The sequence below is a fragment of the Streptomyces mutabilis genome (assembly GCF_014649815.1).
GTDB lineage: Bacteria > Actinomycetota > Actinomycetes > Streptomycetales > Streptomycetaceae > Streptomyces > Streptomyces mutabilis.
Map to the genome: position 1 here is coordinate 284253 of NZ_BMTT01000002.1, position 18021 is coordinate 302273.

Genomic DNA, 18021 nt, shown 5'->3' on the forward strand with positions numbered 1-18021 from the left:
ATCGAGTGTACGGCCGTCGCCGGGGGACTCTACGGCAGCGAACGGCACAGCGCGTCCAGAGCCCCCGCCCAGGCGTGGTCCGGCGGGGTGCCGTAGCCGACGACGAGGGCGTCCAACGGGGCGACGTCCGCCTCGGGGTGGCGGAAGGTGGACAGGCCGTGGACGGCGAGCCCGTGCCAGGCGGCGGCCCGGACCGCCTGCTGCTCGGTGCCGGGCGGCAGTCGGAGCACGGCGTGCAGTCCGGCGGCGATGCCGCTGACGCGTACCTCGGGGGCGCGTTCGGCGAGGGCGGCGACCAGGGCGTCGCGGCGGCGCCGGTAGCGCAGTCGGGCGGCGCGGACGTGTCGGTCGTAGTCGCCGGAGGCGAGGAACTGGGCGAGGGTCAGCTGGTCGAGGACGCCGGGGGTGCGGCCCGGCATGGCGTCCATGGCCTCCTCGACCAGCGAGGGCGGCAGTACCAGCCAGCCCAGGCGCAGGCCGGGGGCGAGGGACTTGCTGGCGGTGCCGAGGTAGACGACGCGGTCGGGGTCGAGGCCCTGGAGCGCGCCGACGGGCTGGCGGTCGTAGCGGAACTCGCCGTCGTAGTCGTCCTCCAGGACCAGGCCGCCGGTGCGGTGGGCCCGGTCGATCAGGGCGGTGCGGCGCTCGGGGAGCAGGGGCAGGCCCATCGGGAACTGGTGGGAGGGGGTGAGCAGGACCGCCTGGGCGGTGGCCGGGTCGTCGTCGGGGGGAAGGGTGCCGCCGTCGTCGAAGGGCAGCGGGGGTGTGGCGAGGCCCGCGCGGCTGATCAGGCGGCGGTGGTGGGGCAGGCCGTAGGACTCGACGGCCACGGAGCGGGTGCCCCGGTGGCGCAGCAGGTCGGCGAGCAGGCCCAGGCCGCCGAGGAATCCGGAGCAGACGACGATGCGGTCGGGGTCGGCGTGCACGCCCCGGGCGCGGGAGAGGTAGCCGGCGAGCTCGGTGCGCAGTTCGACGCGGCCGCGGGGGTCGCCGTAGCCGAGGGCGCGGTCCGGGGCGGCGGTCAGGGCGCGGCGGGCGGCGCGCAGCCACTGGGCACGGGGGAACGACGCGAGTTCGGGGGTGCCGGGGATCAGGTCGTAGGCGGGGCGGGCCGGTTCCCGGCGGTGGGGTGCGGGGTGCCGGTCGGGGGCGGTGGGGGTGCGGTCGGCGACGCGGGTGCCGGAGCCCTGGCGGGCGGCGAGCCAGCCCTCGGCGACGAGGTCGGCGTAGACCTCGGCGACGGTGTTGCGGGCGACGCCCAGGTCGGCGGCGAGGGAGCGGGAGGAGGGCAGCCGGGTGCCGGGGGCCAGCCGGCCGCCGCGGACGGCCTCGCGCAGGGCGTCGGTGAGGCCCCGGCGCAGTCCGGGGCCGGACCGGTCGAGGTGCAGGTCTACGCCGAAAGCGGCCCACGGTTTCGCCATGGGAATGGACCATACCCGTGGGCTGCCTCGCCCCTAGTCTCGAGGGCATGACGACGAACGAGAGCATCACCGCGACACCCGACGCCTTCGCGTCCGAGGAGGCCCCCCGACTGGAGTGGGCCAAACACGCCCCCGAGGTCTGGAAGGCGATGCTCGGGCTGGAGAAGGCGGCGAGCCGGCTCCTGGACCCGAAGCTCAAGGAACTGGTGAAGATCCGCGCCTCCCAGCTCAACCACTGCGCCTTCTGCCTGGACATGCACACCAAGGACGCCCTCGCGGCCGGCGAGAGCGTGGAGCGGATCGTGCAGCTCAGCGCCTGGGAGGAGTCGCGGCACTTCTACACGGAGAAGGAGCTCGCGGCGCTCGAGCTGACCGAGGCGGTCACGGTGCTGACGGACGGCTTCGTGCCGGACGACGTGTACGGGAGGGCCGCCGAGTTCTTCGACGAGACCGAGCTGGCCCACCTGATCGCCGCGATCACGGTGATCAACGCCTGGAACCGCTTCGGCGTGACGTGCCGGCTGGCGCCGGGCCACTACGCGCCGGGGCAGCACGGATGACGGGCCTCGCGACGCCCCCGGCGACGGGTGCGGAGCGTTTCCGGGCCCTGCACCACGGCCGGGCGCCCGGCGACCCCCTGGTCCTCCCCGGCCCCTGGGACGCGGTCAGCGCCCGCGTCTTCGCGGATGCCGGGTTCCCGGCGCTCGCGACGCCCAGCGCGGGCGTGGCGGCGTCCCTCGGGTACGAGGACGGGGCGACCCCGGCCGACGAGATGTTCGCGGCGGTCGCCCGGATCGTGCGGGCCGTGGACGTGCCGGTGTCGGCGGACGTCGAGGACGGGTACGGGCTGGCGCCGAAGGAGCTGGTGGAGCGGCTGCTGGAGGCGGGGGCCGTGGGCTGCAACCTGGAGGACTCCGCGGACGGGGTGCTCAAGGACCCGCGGGAGCACGCGGAGTGGCTGGCCGAGGTGCGGGCGGCGGCCGGGGGCCGGTTGTTCGTCAACGCCCGGATCGACACCTTCATCAGGGGCGTCGGTGATCCGGACGCGGCGATCGAGCGGGCCGCGCTGTACGTCGCGGCGGGTGCCGACTGCGTGTATCCGATCGGGGCCCCCGACGGCGTACTGCCGCTGCTGCGGTCCGGCATCCAGGGGCCGGTGAACGTCGGCGGGCGTCCCGGGGAAGGCCCCGCGTCCGCCGAGCTGCGGAGGCTCGGCGAACTCGGGGCCACCCGGATCACGTTCGGGCCGGCACTCCTGCGGCGCGCGGAGGGCGCGCTGCGGGAGATCGCGGCGGATCTGGCGGGATGAGGGTCAGGGCAGCCACTTCTCCCAGACGGATCCGTGGCTGTCCACCCACTTCTTCGCCGCCTCCTCGGGCCGCATCTTCTGCTCGGCGATCATCAGGGAGACCTGGTTCTGGTCCTCGGTCGTCCACTTGAAGTTCTTCAGGAACTCCGCCGCGTCGCCGCCGTTCTTCGCGAAGTCGGCGTTGAGGTACTTCTGGAGCGGGGTGACCGGGTAGGCGCAGTCGACCTTCGCCGGGTCGGCGTCGCAGCCCTCCTTGTACGGGGGCAGCTTCACCTCCGTCATCGGGACCTTCTCGAACAGCCACTGGGGGGTGTACCAGTAGGTGAGGAAGGGCTTCTTCTCCTTGGCGAACTGCTCGATCTGGGTGATCTGGGCGGCCTCGGATCCGGCGAAGACGACCTTGTAGTCCAGGTCCAGGTTCTCGACGAGGGCCTTGTCGTTGGTGACGTAGGACGGGGAGCCGTCCATCAGCTGGCCCTTGTCGCCGCTCTCCGCGGTGCGCAGCAGGTCGGCGTACTTGTCGAGGTGCTTCCAGTCGGTGACGTCAGGGTGCTGTTTCGCGAAGTACGTCGGAACGAACCAGCCGATGTGGCCGGTGACGCCGAGGTCGCCGCCGGCGGCGATGGTCTTCTTGTCCTGGACGTAACGCCGTTCCTGCTCGGGGTGGCCCCAGTCCTCCAGGATGGCGTCGACCCGGCCCTGGCTGAGCGCGTCCCAGGCGGGGACCTCGTCGACCTGGACGGTGTCGACGCGGTAGCCGAGCTCGTGCTCCAGCAGGTACCGGGCGACGGCCACGTTGGCCTGGGCGCCGACCCAGGACTGCACGGACAGGGTGACGGTCTTGGCGCCCTGGGCGTTCGCGAACGGTGACGCCTGCTTGGTCATGTCGGCGGCGCCGCAGCCGGTGAGCAGCGTCAGCGCGGCCACACCGGCGAGCGCGGGGGTGGTGCGCAGTCGCATCTCAGGCTCCCTTCCTCGGACGGCGGTCGGTGGGCTGGGTGACCCGGTCGAGCATCAGGCCGAGGCAGACGATCGCCGCGCCGGCCACCAGGCCGGTCGCCAGATCGCCCTGCGCCAGGCCGAAGACCACCTGGTAGCCGAGGGCACCGCCGCCGACCAGGCCGCCGATGATGACGACGGCGAGGACCAGGACGACGCCCTGGTTGACGGCGAGCAGCAGGGCCGGGCGGGCCAGCGGGAGCTGGACCTGGCGGAGCTGCTGGCCGCTGGTCGCGCCGAGCGAGCGGGCCGACTCCATGGCGGCCGGGTCCACCTGGCGCAGGCCCTGCGTGGTGATGCGGACGACGGCCGGGAGGGCGTAGACGACCGCGGCGGCCACGGCGGGCGCGCGGCCCACGCCGAACAGGGCGACGACCGGGATCAGGTACACGAACTGCGGCATCGTCTGGAAGACGTCCAGGACGGGCCGCAGCGCGCGCTCGACGCGGTCGCTGCGGGCGGCGGCGACACCGGTCGCGAAGCCGATGACCAGGGTGACGGCTACGGCGGCGAGGACCTGGGAGAGCGTGTCCAGGGACGGCTTCCACACGCCGAGGACGCCGATCGCGGCCATGGCGAGGACGGCGGTGAGCGCGGTGCGCCAGGTGCCGATCAGCCAGGCCAGGGCGGCGACGGCGAGGAGTACGGACCACCAGGGCAGCCACTGGAGGCCGTCCCTCAGCGGGTTGAGGACCCAGTTGGTGAAGTGGGCGGCCCAGTCGGCGGTGCCGCCGACGACGGGGATTCCGGAGTACAAGTGGGCGGTCATCCAGTCGACGGCCCGGTTGACGGGCTGGGCGATGTTCAGCTGCCACCCGTCGGGCCACTCCAGGAGCCCGGCGAAGCGTCCGGCGACGGCGACGGCCGCGGCGGCGGCCAGGGCGTACAGCCAGGTCAGCGGGGACTTCCCGGACTCCCCGAGCCGCTCCCCCGCCGCGCCGGTGACGCGGTCCAGGACGACGGCGAGCAGCACGATCGGGATGCCGGCCGCGAGGGCCGCGCCCACGTCGACCGAGGCGAGGGCCTGGTAGACGCGGTCGCCGAGGCCGCCGGCGCCGATGACGGAGGCGATGACGGCCATGGAGAGCGCCATCATGATCGTCTGGTTGACGCCGAGGAGGAGTTCCTTGCGGGCCAGCGGTACGCGGGCGGTCAGCAGCCGCTGGCGGGCGGTGGTGCCGAGGGACTCGACGGCCTCCAGCACCTCCCTGTCGGCGCCGCGCAGGCCGAGCGAGGTGAGCCGGGCCATCGGCGGGGCGGCGTAGACGACGGTGGCCAGGACGGCGGCGGGGACGCCGATGCCGAACACCAGGACGACGGGGAGGAGGTAGGCGAAGGCGGGGAGCACCTGCATGGTGTCGAGCACCGGGCGCAGGACGCGGTCCATCCGGTCGGACAGGCCGGCGGCCAGGCCCAGCAGGGCGCCGACGACGACCGACGCGAGGACGGCGACGACCATCAGCGCGAGGGTCTGCATGGTCGGCACCCACATGCCGAGCAGGCTGCAGGCCAGGAACGCCACGGCGGTGCCGAGGGCCAGCCTCACGCCGGCCACCCGCCAGGCGATCAGGGCGCCGATCGCGGTGACCCCGGCCCAGCCGACGGCGAGGAGGGCGAGGTAGACGGCGCGTACGGCGATGACGACGACGTTGCTGACGTGGCCGAAGAAGTAGAGGAACAGCGGGTGGCTGTCCCGGTTGTCGATGATCCAGTCGCTGGCCTTGCCGAGCGGTCCGGAGACGTCGACGGTGAGGACGCTCGGCCAGGTGGTGCCGCCCCACTGGGTGACGGCGAGGGGGACGAGGACCGCGGCGGCGACCGCGAGGGTGAGGAGCTTGCGGACGGCGGGGCGGGTGAGGACGCCCGGCGGGGCGGGCTCGGCGGGTGCGGCGGTGATCGTCGCCATCAGACCGCCTCCTTGGGCAGCTCCGCCTCCTCGGGAAGGACGGCCTCCCCCTCGGGGCGTTCTCCGGGCGCGACCGTGCCGGCGACGACACCGAGCAGCGCGTCCGCGTCGACCACGCCCAGGCAGCGGCCGTCGTCCATGACGCGGGCGGCCGAACCGGCCCGGGCGACCGCCTCGATGGCCTCCGAGACGGTGGCGTCGGGGAGCAGGGCCGGGCCCGTGCCCGCCTCCTCGGACGAGGTCGCGGGGCGCATCGCCGTGCGGACGGTGAGGACCTGCTCGCGCGGCACGTCGCGGACGAACTCCCGGACGTAGTCGTCGGCGGGCGAGCCGACGATCTCCTCCGGGGTGCCGAGCTGCACGACCCGGCCGTCCCGCATCAGGGCGATGCGGTCACCGAGCTTGAGGGCTTCCTGGAGGTCGTGGGTGATGAAGACCATCGTGCGGCCCTCCTCGCGGTGCAGCCGGACGACCTCCTCCTGCATGTCCCGCCGGATCAGCGGGTCGAGCGCGCTGAAGGGCTCGTCGAAGAGCAGCACCTCGGGGTCGACGGCGAGCGCGCGGGCGAGGCCGACGCGCTGGCGCTGGCCGCCGGAGAGCTGGCCGGGGCGGCGGTGCTCCAGGCCCTCCAGGCCGACCTTGGCGACGACGGCGGCGGCCCGCTCGCGGCGCTCGGCGCGGCCCATGCCCTGGACCTCCAGGCCGTAGGCGACGTTGTCGAGGACCGTGCGGTGCGGGAGCAGGCCGAAGTGCTGGAAGACCATCGCCGCGCGGTGGCGGCGCAGTTCGCGCAGCCGGGACTTGTCCATGGCGCGGACGTCCTCGCCGTCGATGGCGATGGACCCGGCCGTCGGCTCGATGAGCCGGGTCAGACAGCGCACCAGGGTGGACTTGCCGGATCCGGACAGGCCCATGACGACGAAGACCTCGCCCTTGCGCACGTCGAAGGAGACGTCGCGGACGGCGGCCGTGCAGCCGGTGCGGGAGCGCAGCTCGGCCGGGGTCAGGGCGGTCAGCTCGGGGTCGGCCGGGACGCGGGCGGCCTTCGGGCCGAAGACCTTCCACAGGCCGTCCACGGAGAAGACGGGAGCGTCCGCCCGGTCGGTGCCCGGCGGCGTACCGGCGCTGGTGGTAGTGCTCATCGGGCGTCACCACCGATCAGCTCGACGGCGCGCTCCCCGACCATGAGCACGCCGATCATCGGGTTCACGGCGGTCATCGTCGGGAAGACGGAGGCGTCGGCGACGCGGATGCCCTCCAGGCCGCGGACGCGCAGCTCGGGGTCGACGACGGCCGTCTCGTCGGTGGCGGCGCCCATCTTGCAGGTGCCCGCCGGGTGGTAGACGGTGTGGGCGACCTTGCGGGCGTACTCGCTCAGCTCCTCGTCGCCGGTGACGTCCGGGCCGGGGCACACCTCGCGCTTGAGCCAGCCGGCCAGCGGCTCGGACTTGGCGATCTCACGGGCGATCTTGATGCCGTCGACGAGGGTGCGGCCGTCGTAGTCGTCCTCGTCGGTGAAGTAGCGGAAGTCCAGGGCGGGCTTCACGGACGGGTCCGCGCTGGTCAGGTACAGGCGGCCGCGGGACTTCGGCTTGGGGATGTTCGGGGTCATGGAGACGCCGAACTCGGGCCGCTCGTAGCCGAGGCGCTCCGGGTTGTCCGTGAACGGGATCTGGTAGAAGTGGAACATCAGGTCGGGGCCCGCGTGTTCGGGGTCGCGGCGCACGAACAGACCGGCGTCGGAGTCCATCGCGGAGTTGTCCGGGATGGGGCCGTCGGTCTCCCACACGATCACCGACTCGGGGTGGTCGAGCAGGTTCTCGCCTACGCCGGGCAGGTCGAGCACCACGGGTATGCCGAGGGCTTCGAGGTCCTCGCGGGGGCCGATGCCGGAGTGCATCAGCAGGCGCGGCGAGTCGACGGCGCCGGCGCACAGGACGACCTCGTTACGGGCCTTGACCAGGATCTCCTCGCCGTCCTTGGTGCGCACGTGGACGCCCTCGGCGCGGGTGCCGTCGAGCTGGAGCTTGTACGCCCAGGTCTCCAGCATGATCGTGAGGTTGGTGCGCTCGTCCATCACCGGGTGCAGGTACGCCACCGACGCCGACGAGCGCTTGTTGTCCTCGGGGTGGTAGGCGAGGTCGAAGAAGCCGACGCCCTCGGTGAAGGGCTTCTTGTTGAAGCCCTCGATCCGGGGAACCTCCAGCGCCTTCTGCGCGGAGTCGACGAAGTCGCGGGCGATGGCGTTCCGGTCCTTCTCGTCGACCGGCACGATGTTGTTCTTCAGCCGGGCGAAGTACGCCTCCATCTGGACCGCGCCCCAGCCCTTGGCGCCGGCCGCCTCCCACTCGTCCCAGTCGGACGGCAGCGGCTTGAAGGCGATGAGGGTGTTGTGGGAGGAGCAGCCGCCGAGCACCCGGGCGCGGCTGTGCCGGATGTGCGAATTGCCGCGCGGCTGCTCGGTGGTGGGGTAGTCGTAGTCCAGCTCGCCGCCGAGCAGGCCCATCCAGCGGCGCAGGGTCAGCACGTCGTCGCGGCCGACGTCGCTCGGGCCGCCCTCGATGACGGCGACGGTGACGTCCGGGTTCTCGGTGAGGCGCGAGGCGATGACGGAGCCGGCCGTGCCGCCGCCGACGACGACGTAGTCGTATTCGTGAGTGGTCTCGGACATGGGGGTACTCCAGTGGGGCGAGCGGATGGTGCGGGGGGTGTGACGGGTGCGGGAGGGGGTGCGGCGGATGCGGGACGCTCGGTCAGCCGGCGAACCAGCGGACGGGCTTCGGTGCGAGGTTCTGGTAAACGTGCTTGCTCTCGCGGTACTCGGCAAGGCCCGCGGGGCCCAGTTCGCGGCCGACACCGCTCTTGCCGAAGCCGCCCCACTCCGCCTGCGGCAGGTAGGGGTGGAAGTCGTTGATCCAGACGGTGCCGTGGCGGAGCCGGCCGGCGACCCGGCGGGCGCGGCCCGCGTCGGCGGTCCAGACGGCGCCGGCGAGGCCGTACTCGGTGTCGTTGGCGAGGGCGACGGCCTCGTCCTCGGTGCGGAAGGTCTCGACGGTGAGGACCGGCCCGAAGACCTCCTCGCGTACGACCCGCATCTCGCGGTGGCACTGGTCGAGAACGGTCGGCTCGTAGAAGTAGCCGCTCTCCGGACGCTCGGGGGACGGCTCGGGGCGCTTGCCGCCGCAGCGCACCACCGCGCCCTCGGCGAGGGCGGAGGCCACGTAGTCCTCGGTCCTGGCGCGCTGCTGCTCGGAGACGAGCGGGCCGCACTCGACGCCTTCCTCGGTGCCGCGGCCGAGGCGGATCCTCGCCGCGCGGCGGGCGAGTTCGGCGACGAAGCGCTCGCGCACCGACTCCTCGATGATGAGCCGGCCCCCTGCGGAGCAGACCTGGCCGCTGTGGATGAAGGCGGCGTTGAGGGCCTGGTCGACGGCGGTGTCGAAACCCTCCTCGGTCTCGCAGGCGTCGGCGAAGACCACGTTCGGGTTCTTGCCGCCGAGTTCGAGGGCGACCTTCTTGACGGTGACGGCGGCGGCCTGGGCGACCTTGGTGCCGCTGACCAGGCCGCCGGTGAAGGAGACCAGGTCGACGTCGGGGTGCTCGGCCAGCCGGGCGCCGACGGTGTGGCCGGGGCCGGTGACGATGTTCGCGACGCCGGTGGGGAGGCCGGCCTCGACGAGCAGGTCGATCAGGGCGATCGTGGTGAGCGGGGTGATCTCGCTGGGCTTGATCACGAAGGTGTTGCCGGCGGCGAGCGCCGGGGCGATCTTCCAGCTGGCCTGGAGCAGCGGGTAGTTCCAGGGCGTGATCATCGCGCAGACGCCGACCGGCTCGTGCACGACGACGCTGTGGATGTCGGGCGAGCCCGCGTCGACGACCCGGCCGAGGGCCTCCCCGGCGACCAGGTCGGCGAAGTAGCGGAAGGCGTCGGCGACGCAGTCGATGTCGACGCGCCCCTCCTCGACGGTCTTGCCCGCGTCGCGGCTCTCGAGCAGGCCCAGCTCCTCGCGGTCGCGCACGAGGAGGTCGGCGACGCGGCGCAGCAGGGCGGCGCGTTCGGCGACCGGGGCGTGCGGCCACTCGCCCGCGTCGAAGGCGCGCCGGGCGGCGGCCACCGCGCGGTCGGTGTCCTTCTCGTCGCCCTCGGCGACCACGGCGAAGGGCTGGGCGTCCGCCGGGTCGAGGATGTCGCGGGTGGCGCCGGAGGACGCCGCCAGCCACTCGCCGCCCGCGTGGATGGTGCGGTGACCCCGCTCCGCCTGGGTTTCCGTTCGGTTCGCCATGGTGGGAAATGCCTTCCGTTCCTGATCAACCCCCCTGTGTCACACGCGTGTCACTCCCGGGGACCGTGAGCCCCTGCCCCACGGCTCGATTTGCATGCCGAATCGGCGTCCGAAAGTGCGGCTCATCACTTGCGAAAGGGGCGAACGGTACGGAAACGGGCCCCGTTCCGGTCGGTACCGGAACGGGGCCCGTGCAGGGCCTGCGGGGCCGCGGGCGGCCCGGAACGCGGGTGGCTCAGATGAGGCCGAGGGCGCGGACCGCGTCGCGCTCCTCCGACAGCTCCTTGACGGAGGCGTCGATGCGGGCGCGGGAGAAGTCGTTGATCTCCAGGCCCTGGACGATCTCGTACTTGCCGTCCTTGCAGGTGACCGGGAAGGAGGAGATCAGGCCCTCCGGGACGCCGTAGGAGCCGTCCGAGGGGATGCCCATGGAGGCCCAGTCGCCGTCGGCGGTGCCGTTGACCCAGGTGTGGACGTGGTCGATGGCGGCGTTGGCGGCGGAGGCGGCCGACGAGGCGCCGCGGGCCTCGATGATGGCGGCGCCGCGCTTGGCGACGGTCGGGATGAAGTCCTCGGCCAGCCACTTCTCGTCGTTCACGGTCTCGGCGGCGTTCTTGCCGGCGATCGTGGCGTTGAAGACGTCCGGGTACTGGGTGGCGGAGTGGTTGCCCCAGATGGTCAGGCGCTTGATGTCGGTGACCGACACGCCCGTCTTCTTCGCGAGCTGGGTCAGCGCGCGGTTGTGGTCCAGGCGGGTCATGGCGGTGAAGCGCTCGGCCGGTACGTCCGGGGCGGCGGCCTGGGCGATCAGGGCGTTGGTGTTGGCCGGGTTGCCGACGACGAGGACCTTGATGTCGTCCGCGGCGTGGTCGTTGATGGCCTTGCCCTGCGGCTTGAAGATGCCGCCGTTGGCCTCCAGGAGGTCACCGCGCTCCATGCCCTTGGTGCGGGGGCGGGCGCCGACGAGGAGGGCGACGTTGGCGCCGTCGAAGGCGACGTTCGGGTCGTCGGTGATCTCGATGCCCTGGAGCAGCGGGAACGCGCAGTCGTCCAGCTCCATCGCGGTGCCCTCGGCGGCGTTGAGCGCCGGGGTGATCTCCAGGAGGCGCAGCTTGACCGGCACGTCCGCGCCGAGCAGCTGGCCGGAGGCGATGCGGAAGAGCAGGGCGTAACCGATCTGGCCGGCCGCGCCGGTGACGGTGACGTTCACGGGAGTGCGAGTCATGGCGTTCTCCGTATGACAGCTGGCGGTGGGGCGTCCCGGCCCCGGGCGTTTGATCGATCTCTTGGTATCAAGAGATCGATCCAGCGGTCAGGCTATCGCGCCCACGGTGCCCGGCACGTCCGGGTCGGTGTGGCCCGGCCCACAGGGTTCCCGTCGGAGCACCCGAGGCACGAGGCAGCGGGGCGCGGACATGAAGAGGCGGCCGCCTGTCCGGGAGAGGGGGGAAGGCGACCGCCGTTCGGGGATACCGTTGCCGGACTCCCGTGGGGGTACTTCTCGCGTGCCCGCCCCTACGCGGGCCATGCCTGCCGCGGGCGGACTTTCTCCGGGGACCGCCCCGGGACGGTCCCGTCCCCGGTCACGCCGGTCACTCCGTGCAGCCCTTCTCGCCCGACGCCAGCGTCACGCACGCCTTGGCGTCGGCCGCGGACTTCACGGCCACCATCGGGGTGTAGGCGACGGTGTCGGTCGCCCCGGTGACCGCACCCGTCTGCCGGTTCGCCCCGTCCGCGCTCACCTCGACCTCGGCGCCCCGGGTGGCCTGGGTGACGCGGGCCCACGCGGCGCCGCACGTCTTGCTGTAGCGGACCTCGACGGCGGCCGCGCCGACGGTGGCGGTCGCGGAGGTGGTCACCAGGTCGCCGCCGCAGCCCATCGTCTCCGGGTCCTTGCCGGTGCAGGCGTCGCCGCTGCACTTCACGCCCGGGGGCAGGGCGGGGTCGGTGGTCACGGTGGCCGACGGGGAGGGCTTGGCGCCCTCGTTCTTCTCGTCCCCGTCCTCGTTCATGACGAAGAAGGCCCCCGCGATCACCACGAGCACGCCGACGACACCCGCGACGAACGTGGTCGTCCGTTTGCCGCCGCCCCCGGAGGAGCGGCCCCGGGCGCCGAAGCCGCCGCGCGGGGGCTCGCCGTGCGTGTCCGGGTACGTCTCGGAGGTGCCGCGACCGCTTGGTGCCGCGGCGGCCGGTGGCGTCACGGCCGTCCCGTAGCCGGTGCCGGTCCCTGCCGCGCGGTCGCCGGTCGGTGCCGGGCCCCGGTAACCGGCGATCCTCCACGAGTTGCCGTCGCTCGCACCGCCGGTCGACGGGGCGGAGGGAGCGCCGGGGGCGGCGCCACCGCCCCGGAGGGTGCCGACGGCCGAGTCGGGGCTGTCGGCGGCGGTCGGCTGCACGGGAACCGACGGCGGCAGAGTGGGCGCCACACCGGCCGGTCCGGCGACACCGGGCGTGGCCGGCGAGCCGCCACCGTGACGGCCCGTACGGGACCCCCGGCTGCTCCTGTTGCCGCTGCCCGATCTGGCCGCGGGCGTGCCCAGCTCACCGAGCGCGGCGCGCGCCTGGGAGATCCGGATGGCCTCCATGGTCATGTCGTGGCGCATCTCCGAGCGGCTCCAGGCGCGCTCGGCCAGCTCCCACATGGTGGTCAGGTGGACGGGATTGGTGCCCGTCACCTCGGCCAGGGCCACGATGGCGCCCTTCGGCGCCAGCAGCCGGCCGTTCAGGTACCGCTCCCAGGACGTCTTGCTGTAGCCCGTGGCGTCGGCCACCGACGCGATGCTCAGCTCGCTGCGGTCCACGAGTCGGCGCAGCTGACTCGCGAACTCCTTGATCTGCGGATCGAGTTCCTCCGGCAAAGCCTTCCAACGAGGCATTGCTTCCCCCCTCTTACCCCCGGTGACGTGCTTTTGGTTCCCCCGCTCGGTCCTCTCGCGCGGCGTCCCGCACGGAGTCCCCGTTCTGGCTACCCACAGGGATGCGCCCGGTCAGGATCTCAGTTCCCGGGGTGGGGGCGCACAGGAGCACAGAGGCCCGCGAGCATGCACCGTCGCACGCCCAACGGTTCGTGGTCCAGTGTCCCACCGGCGTTCCCGTGCCCGGAACCGAACCCCGTTTTTCACGGTCCGCGTAGCGGAGTAGCGGAACGGTCACTTCCGTGCCACAGCGCCCTGACAAGCGTTGATCAGGGCCTTCGCCGTGCAGGAGGGTTGGTTCCGGCGGCGGCCCGTCCTCCCACGGGGGTGAGGACGGGCCGCCGTACCGACACTCAGCTCACGGTGAAGTGCAGGATGTCCTGGAGGAACGGGAGTTCCAGCACCGGCTTCGGCTGAACCATCAGCGCCAGCAGGGCGATGGTCAGGCCCAGGACGCCGTAGGTGGCGATGTCCGTGAAACGCGAGCGTACGGCGAGCATGCCGACGCCGGACATCGCCCAGCGGAGCGCGGCGCCCACGAGCAGCGCGGCGCCGATCAGGAACGTCCCCCAGCGGAACACGTCCAGCGCGGTCAGCAGGAGCCCCAGGCCGACCAGCAGCGCCACGGTGAGCACGGGCCACTGCCGGGCGGGCGCCGGTGCGTCGCCGGCCGCGGCCCGACCGCCGCCCTCGGGGCGCGCGGTGTCGCGGGTGAAGAGCGGGAACCGCCGGGTGGTCCGGCGCGGCCTGCCGTCGGCGTCGGGCGCGCTGACGGGGTCGCGGACGGTGATGTCGTCGTCGGTGTCGTCGGGCTCGGGGGGATCGGAGTTGTCGGGCGCCTCCGGGCTCTCCGAGTGCGCCAGGTTCTCCGAGTGCGTCGCGTTCTGCGAGTACGTCGGACGCTGCGAGTTCGTCGGGTTCCCCGTCCTCACGGGGCTCCGACCGTCCCCGCCCTCGCGGGGCTCCCGGCCCCCCGAGCGCCCCGCATCGGTGTTCTCAGCCGGCACTGCGCTCCGCCGCCTCCACCACGTTCACGAGCAGCTGGGCCCGGGTCATGGGTCCGACGCCACCGGGGTTCGGGGAGATCCAGGCGGCGACCTCGGCCACGCCGGGGTGGACGTCGCCCACGATCTTGCCCTCGGCGTTGCGGGAGACGCCGACGTCCAGGACGGCGGCACCCGGCTTGACGTCCTCGGGGCGGATCAGGTGCGGGGAGCCGGCGGCGGCGACGACGATGTCCGCGCGCTTGAGGTGGGCGGAAAGGTCCCGGGTGCCGGTGTGGCACTGGGTCACGGTGGCGTTCTCGCTGCGCCGGGTCAGCAGCAGCGGCATCGGCCGGCCGATGGTGACGCCGCGGCCGACGACCACGACCTCGGCGCCCTTGATCTCCACGCCGTAGCGGCGGAGGAGGGTGAGGATGCCGTTGGGGGTGCAGGGCAGCGGCGCCGGCTCGTTCAGGACGAGGCGGCCGAGGTTCATCGGGTGCAGGCCGTCCGCGTCCTTGTCCGGGTCCATCAGTTCCAGGATGCGGTTCTCGTCGATGCCCTTGGGCAGCGGCAGCTGGACGATGTAGCCGGTGCAGGCCGGGTCGTCGTTCAGCTCGCGGACGACCGCCTCGATCTCCTCCTGCGTCGCCGTGGCCGGCAGCTCGCGCTGGATGGACGCGATGCCCACCTGGGCGCAGTCGCGGTGCTTGCCGGCGACGTACTTCTGGCTGCCGGGGTCGTCGCCGACCAGGACGGTGCCGAGGCCGGGCGTGACGCCCCTCTCCTTCAGCGCCGCCACGCGGGCGGTCAGTTCGGACTTGATCGCGGCTGCGGTGGCCTTGCCATCGAGAATCTGGGCGGTCATGCCCCCATCCTCGCGGATGACCGGCCCCGGGTTCCAATCCGGCCGTCGTACGGACACCGCGGGACGCGTGCGCGCGGATTCGCGCATGATCGGCGTTGTTGCACTTGCACAACACCTTGCGGCCGGGCTGGACAAGCACGAGACCGGTCAAGAACGATTGGGGAGCACAGTGCCGCGGGGCCGTACCGGGGGGACGAACCGCTACTGACGACCTCCTCCGAGCCGCGCCACGCGTCGTCCCCGCACGTGACAGCGACGGAGGAAGTCCCGCCATGAGCTTCGGCGATCCGAACAACCCCTACGGTCCGCCGCAGGGCCAGCAGCCCGGCCACGGCAGCCAGCAGCCGCCCCAGGGCCAGCCCGGCTACGGCTACCCCCAAGGCCAGCAGCCCGGCTACGGCTACCCGTCGGCGCCGCCCGTCCAGCAGCCCTACGGCGGCGCCCCCACCACGATGCCGGGCACCGTCAGTGCCGCCCGGGTCATGCTGTGGGTGATCGTCGGCCTCCAGGCGATCGGCACGGTCCTGTTCGCCGTCTCGGCCGTGGCGGTCGACCAGGCCAAGGACGACCCCGCGTTCGAGGAGCTGGCCGACTACCCGACGGGCGTGCTGTGGGCCATCGCGGTGCTCGCGCTGGCGTGGCTCGTCTGGGCGGCCGTCCTGGCGGTGAAGTTCAAGGCGGGCGGCAACGGCCTGCGCATCACCGCCCTGGTGTTCGGCATCCTCACCGCGGTCATCGCCCTCTACCCGTTCACCGTCTTCGGCATCATCCACCTGGTGCTCGGCATCCTCATCGCCGTGTTCGTCGGCAACTCCAACGGCGCCGCCTGGTTCAAGCGCCCGCGCTACTGACGCACCACGGGACGCTTTCGCGCCAATCCCGTCGCAGGGCCGTGTCTCACCCGTACGAGGGGGGACGCGGCCCTGGTGCGTCGCAATACCCTGACGCGGGTAGCCGTCAGGCACGGGGAGACGCACCTTGTACAGCATCATCGTGGTACCTCCGCCGACCACGGAGGACGAACGCACCCGCACGCAGTTCCGGCTCGCACCCGGTGAGCGCCTGCCCTTCGGGCGGTCCGTGCCCGAGGGCGGCCTGCTGATCGGGCACGACGGGGTGTCCCGCAGAGCCGGTGAGATCACCGCCCACGGCGTCTTCTGGACCCTGAGCAACCTCTCCGCCCACCAGACCTACGTGGTGGAGAACCCCGAGGGCGCCGGCGAGCACATCAAGGTCGCGCCGGGCCGTCTGGACGCCCCGGTGCCCTTCGAGTTCTCGCGGATCGTGCTGCCCGCGGCGGGCGACCTGCTGCCGCTGGAGGTGTGGGCGCCGCGCCACGACTACCTGCGCGCCGAGGACGGCACCGACGGCGAACCGACCGCCCCGGCCTTCTCCGTCGACCGCACCAAGCGCTACTTCGCGGTGCTCGCCGCCCTGTGCGAGCCACGGCTGCGCGGGACGCCGCACGCGCCGCTGCCGACCGTCGAGCAGGTCGTCGAGCGGCTTCGCCCGGGCTGGCCGGCCGCGTCGCGCACGTCCGTGCAGTGGAACATCGACTACCTGGCGGTGAAGCTGCGGCTGAAGCCGGGCCCGGAGACGGCGGAGGCGGGCACGCGGCTCAACGGCAAGAAGGAGTCCCTGGTGGCCATGGCGCTCCGCTTCGACCTGGTCCGGGAGGACGACCTCGTGGTCCTGTCCGCGCCACCGCGCCGGGTGATCCGGTGACCGAGCCGTACGCCGTCCCCGTGCCGAAGGGCTACCGGGTCGGCGGCTGGGAGGTGCGGGCGCCGATCGCGACGGGCGCCTTCGGCAGCGTGTACGAGGCCCGCCGGGTCGGCGACGAAGGGTCCGGTCTGCCGCGCACGGCCGCCCTGAAGTTCCTGCCCACCGGCACGGGTACGCCCCGCCAGCTGACGCACCTGCGGGAACTGGTCGACCGCGAGGTCGAGTTGCACCGCAGGCTGCGGCGGCCCCGGCTGGTGCGGATGTACGAGACCCTCGTCGTCGACGATCCGGCCCGCCCCGGCCTCGACGGCGCCACCGTCCTCGTACTGGAGAAGGCGGAGGGCTCGCTGTCCGCGCTGCTGTCCGCCGTGCCCCGCCCGGCCGGCGGGACCGCGCTGATCGCCCAGATCTGCGAGGGCCTGGTCCAGCTGCACCGTGCCGGGTGGGTGCACGGGGACCTGAAACCGGCCAACGTGCTGCTGATGAGCGACGGTTCGGTCCGGCTCGCCGACTTCAACATGGCCGCCGAACTGGAAGGGACCCACGCCTACACGCCCGCCTTCTCCACTCCCGACTACACCCCGCCCGAACTTCTCTGGTCGGAGATCGGCGAACGCGGCCGCCGCATCCGCCCCTCCGCCGACGTCTGGGCCTTCGGTGTCCTCGCCCACCTCGTGCTCACCGGCTCCTTCCCCCTGCCCGGCGGCACCCCGACCGCCCGCCGCGACGCCGCGGCCGCCTACGCGCGCGGCACCGAGGAACTGCGCCTGTCGCCCGAGCTGCCCGAGGCGTGGCGGGAGATCGTGCGCGCGTGTCTGACCCGGACGCACGCCGAACGCATCGGCACGGACGCCCTGTCACGGCGGGTGGCGGCGGCCACCGGCAAGGGCACGGGCACCGTCGCGTCCGTCCTGCCGCGCCGCGCACGGTCCCGGCGGCTGGCCCTCGCCGCGGCGGCCGCCACCGCGGCCGTCGCCGCTCTGGGGTACGGCATCACCGTCCGCGGCGACGGCGGCGGCCCCGGTCCGGGGGTCCCGGGCGCCGGCTCCACCGCGACCAACGTCTCCGCCGCCTCCTACGGCGCCCGTGAACTGCGCACCGACAAGGGCGTGCCGGCGGCCTACCGTCTGCTGATCGTCGAGACGGCGCACGATTGCGATCGCAAGGAGGTCAGTCCGCCCCTGATCGCCGCCATGCTGAAGGTGGAGAGCGACTTCGACCCGGACCTCTCCGACCCCGCCGAGGACGAGTACGGCATCGCCCGCTGGACCCCGAAGGTGCTGCGCTGGTGGATGAACGAGGACGGCACCCCCGGCGAGACCGTCCCCGAGCCCCCGTTCCCGCCCGCCGAGTCCATCCCGGCGATGGGCCGCTACCTGTGCTGGATCACCCCGCGCCTCGACGCCGGCCTGCCGGGCGACCGCCGGGTGCTGATCGCCGTGGCCTACCGGACGTCGTACGACAAGGTGAACGACGCGGGCGGGGTTCCCCCGAAGTACCGCGACTACGCCGACCGCGTCGCTCACCACCTCAAGGAGTACACGCCGCCGGGGCGGACGTGAACCTGAGAGTTGCGAGGTACCCCGCGGCGGGCGCCGCGGGCACGGTG

15 protein-coding genes are annotated in these 18021 nt (G+C 73.1%); 5 read left to right on the forward strand and 10 right to left on the reverse strand.

Annotated features, from left to right (window positions below):
- Positions 1-29 precede the first annotated feature (29 nt).
- Positions 30-1421, reverse strand: coding sequence for a MocR-like pyridoxine biosynthesis transcription factor PdxR (pdxR, locus tag IE142_RS05470; protein WP_191884656.1), 1392 nt, complete (start codon positions 1419-1421; stop codon positions 30-32).
- Positions 1422-1468: 47 nt separating this feature from the next.
- Here pdxR and IE142_RS05475 point away from each other — a divergent pair, with 47 nt between their 5' ends.
- Together IE142_RS05475 and IE142_RS05480 are read left to right on the forward strand one after the other, a co-directional pair.
- Positions 1469-1981, forward strand: a complete 513-nt coding sequence (locus IE142_RS05475; protein ID WP_191884657.1) for a carboxymuconolactone decarboxylase family protein — start codon at positions 1469-1471, stop codon at positions 1979-1981.
- The gene (locus IE142_RS05480) at positions 1978-2730 is read left to right on the forward strand and encodes an isocitrate lyase/PEP mutase family protein (protein ID WP_191884658.1); all 753 of its coding nucleotides are present in this window, start codon (positions 1978-1980) and stop codon (positions 2728-2730) included. Before IE142_RS05475 ends, IE142_RS05480 begins: the two co-directional genes overlap by 4 nt.
- Before the next feature lie 3 nt (positions 2731-2733).
- Here the strand turns inward: IE142_RS05480 and IE142_RS05485 are convergent, their stop codons facing one another.
- The 9 genes from IE142_RS05485 to IE142_RS05525 form a co-directional block, all read right to left on the reverse strand.
- Complete coding sequence (locus IE142_RS05485; protein WP_191884659.1) at positions 2734-3690, reverse strand: ABC transporter substrate-binding protein; 957 nt, start codon at positions 3688-3690, stop codon at positions 2734-2736.
- A 1-nt stretch (position 3691) separates the two neighbouring features.
- Complete coding sequence (locus IE142_RS05490; protein ID WP_191884660.1) at positions 3692-5635, reverse strand: ABC transporter permease; 1944 nt, start codon at positions 5633-5635, stop codon at positions 3692-3694.
- Entirely contained in the window at positions 5635-6777 is a 1143-nt protein-coding gene (locus IE142_RS05495; protein WP_191884661.1) for a quaternary amine ABC transporter ATP-binding protein, read from the reverse strand. The genes IE142_RS05490 and IE142_RS05495 overlap by 1 nt, the downstream gene beginning before the upstream one ends.
- On the reverse strand, positions 6774-8306 hold the full coding sequence (locus IE142_RS05500) for a GMC family oxidoreductase (protein WP_191884662.1): 1533 nt from the start codon (positions 8304-8306) through the stop codon (positions 6774-6776). The genes IE142_RS05495 and IE142_RS05500 overlap by 4 nt, the downstream gene beginning before the upstream one ends.
- A gap of 82 nt (positions 8307-8388) precedes the next feature.
- Positions 8389-9918 carry an aldehyde dehydrogenase family protein gene (locus IE142_RS05505; protein ID WP_191884663.1) on the reverse strand — a complete coding sequence of 510 codons (1530 nt, stop codon included), beginning with the start codon at positions 9916-9918 and terminating at the stop codon, positions 8389-8391.
- A 235-nt stretch (positions 9919-10153) separates the two neighbouring features.
- Positions 10154-11143, reverse strand: a complete 990-nt coding sequence (locus IE142_RS05510) for a malate dehydrogenase (protein WP_191884664.1) — start codon at positions 11141-11143, stop codon at positions 10154-10156.
- Positions 11144-11510: 367 nt separating this feature from the next.
- Positions 11511-12797, reverse strand: coding sequence for a helix-turn-helix domain-containing protein (locus IE142_RS05515; RefSeq protein ID WP_191884665.1), 1287 nt, complete (start codon positions 12795-12797; stop codon positions 11511-11513).
- Positions 12798-13189: 392 nt separating this feature from the next.
- A complete protein-coding gene (locus IE142_RS05520) occupies positions 13190-13627 on the reverse strand; it encodes a DUF3017 domain-containing protein (RefSeq protein ID WP_043383363.1) in 438 nt (145 codons plus the stop codon).
- Between the two features lie 205 nt (positions 13628-13832).
- The gene (locus tag IE142_RS05525) at positions 13833-14687 is read right to left on the reverse strand and encodes a bifunctional methylenetetrahydrofolate dehydrogenase/methenyltetrahydrofolate cyclohydrolase (protein WP_043380836.1); all 855 of its coding nucleotides are present in this window, start codon (positions 14685-14687) and stop codon (positions 13833-13835) included.
- 272 nt (positions 14688-14959) lie between these two features.
- Here IE142_RS05525 and IE142_RS05530 point away from each other — a divergent pair, with 272 nt between their 5' ends.
- The 3 genes from IE142_RS05530 to IE142_RS05540 all read left to right on the forward strand — a co-directional run bounded on the left by IE142_RS05530 (position 14960) and on the right by IE142_RS05540 (position 17974).
- Positions 14960-15538, forward strand: coding sequence for a hypothetical protein (locus tag IE142_RS05530; RefSeq protein WP_191884666.1), 579 nt, complete (start codon positions 14960-14962; stop codon positions 15536-15538).
- 127 nt (positions 15539-15665) lie between these two features.
- A complete protein-coding gene (locus tag IE142_RS05535) occupies positions 15666-16412 on the forward strand; it encodes an FHA domain-containing protein (RefSeq protein ID WP_191884667.1) in 747 nt (248 codons plus the stop codon).
- Positions 16409-17974 (forward strand): protein kinase domain-containing protein, encoded by a 1566-nt coding sequence (locus IE142_RS05540; protein WP_191884668.1) that lies wholly within the window; start codon positions 16409-16411, stop codon positions 17972-17974. Before IE142_RS05535 ends, IE142_RS05540 begins: the two co-directional genes overlap by 4 nt.
- Positions 17975-18021: the final 47 nt, after the last annotated feature.

Bases quoted from the DNA above. Each gene is read 5' to 3' on its own strand.
- pdxR (WP_191884656.1), bottom strand. From the start codon at position 1,421: ATGGCGAAACCGTGGGCCGCTTTCGGCGTAGACCTGCACCTCGACCGG.
- IE142_RS05475 (WP_191884657.1), top strand. From the start codon at position 1,469: ATGACGACGAACGAGAGCATCACCGCGACACCCGACGCCTTCGCGTCC.
- IE142_RS05480 (WP_191884658.1), top strand. From the start codon at position 1,978: ATGACGGGCCTCGCGACGCCCCCGGCGACGGGTGCGGAGCGTTTCCGG.
- IE142_RS05485 (WP_191884659.1), bottom strand. From the start codon at position 3,690: ATGCGACTGCGCACCACCCCCGCGCTCGCCGGTGTGGCCGCGCTGACG.
- IE142_RS05490 (WP_191884660.1), bottom strand. From the start codon at position 5,635: ATGGCGACGATCACCGCCGCACCCGCCGAGCCCGCCCCGCCGGGCGTC.
- IE142_RS05495 (WP_191884661.1), bottom strand. From the start codon at position 6,777: ATGAGCACTACCACCAGCGCCGGTACGCCGCCGGGCACCGACCGGGCG.
- IE142_RS05500 (WP_191884662.1), bottom strand. From the start codon at position 8,306: ATGTCCGAGACCACTCACGAATACGACTACGTCGTCGTCGGCGGCGGC.
- IE142_RS05505 (WP_191884663.1), bottom strand. From the start codon at position 9,918: ATGGCGAACCGAACGGAAACCCAGGCGGAGCGGGGTCACCGCACCATC.
- IE142_RS05510 (WP_191884664.1), bottom strand. From the start codon at position 11,143: ATGACTCGCACTCCCGTGAACGTCACCGTCACCGGCGCGGCCGGCCAG.
- IE142_RS05515 (WP_191884665.1), bottom strand. From the start codon at position 12,797: ATGCCTCGTTGGAAGGCTTTGCCGGAGGAACTCGATCCGCAGATCAAG.
- IE142_RS05525 (WP_043380836.1), bottom strand. From the start codon at position 14,687: ATGACCGCCCAGATTCTCGATGGCAAGGCCACCGCAGCCGCGATCAAG.
- IE142_RS05530 (WP_191884666.1), top strand. From the start codon at position 14,960: ATGAGCTTCGGCGATCCGAACAACCCCTACGGTCCGCCGCAGGGCCAG.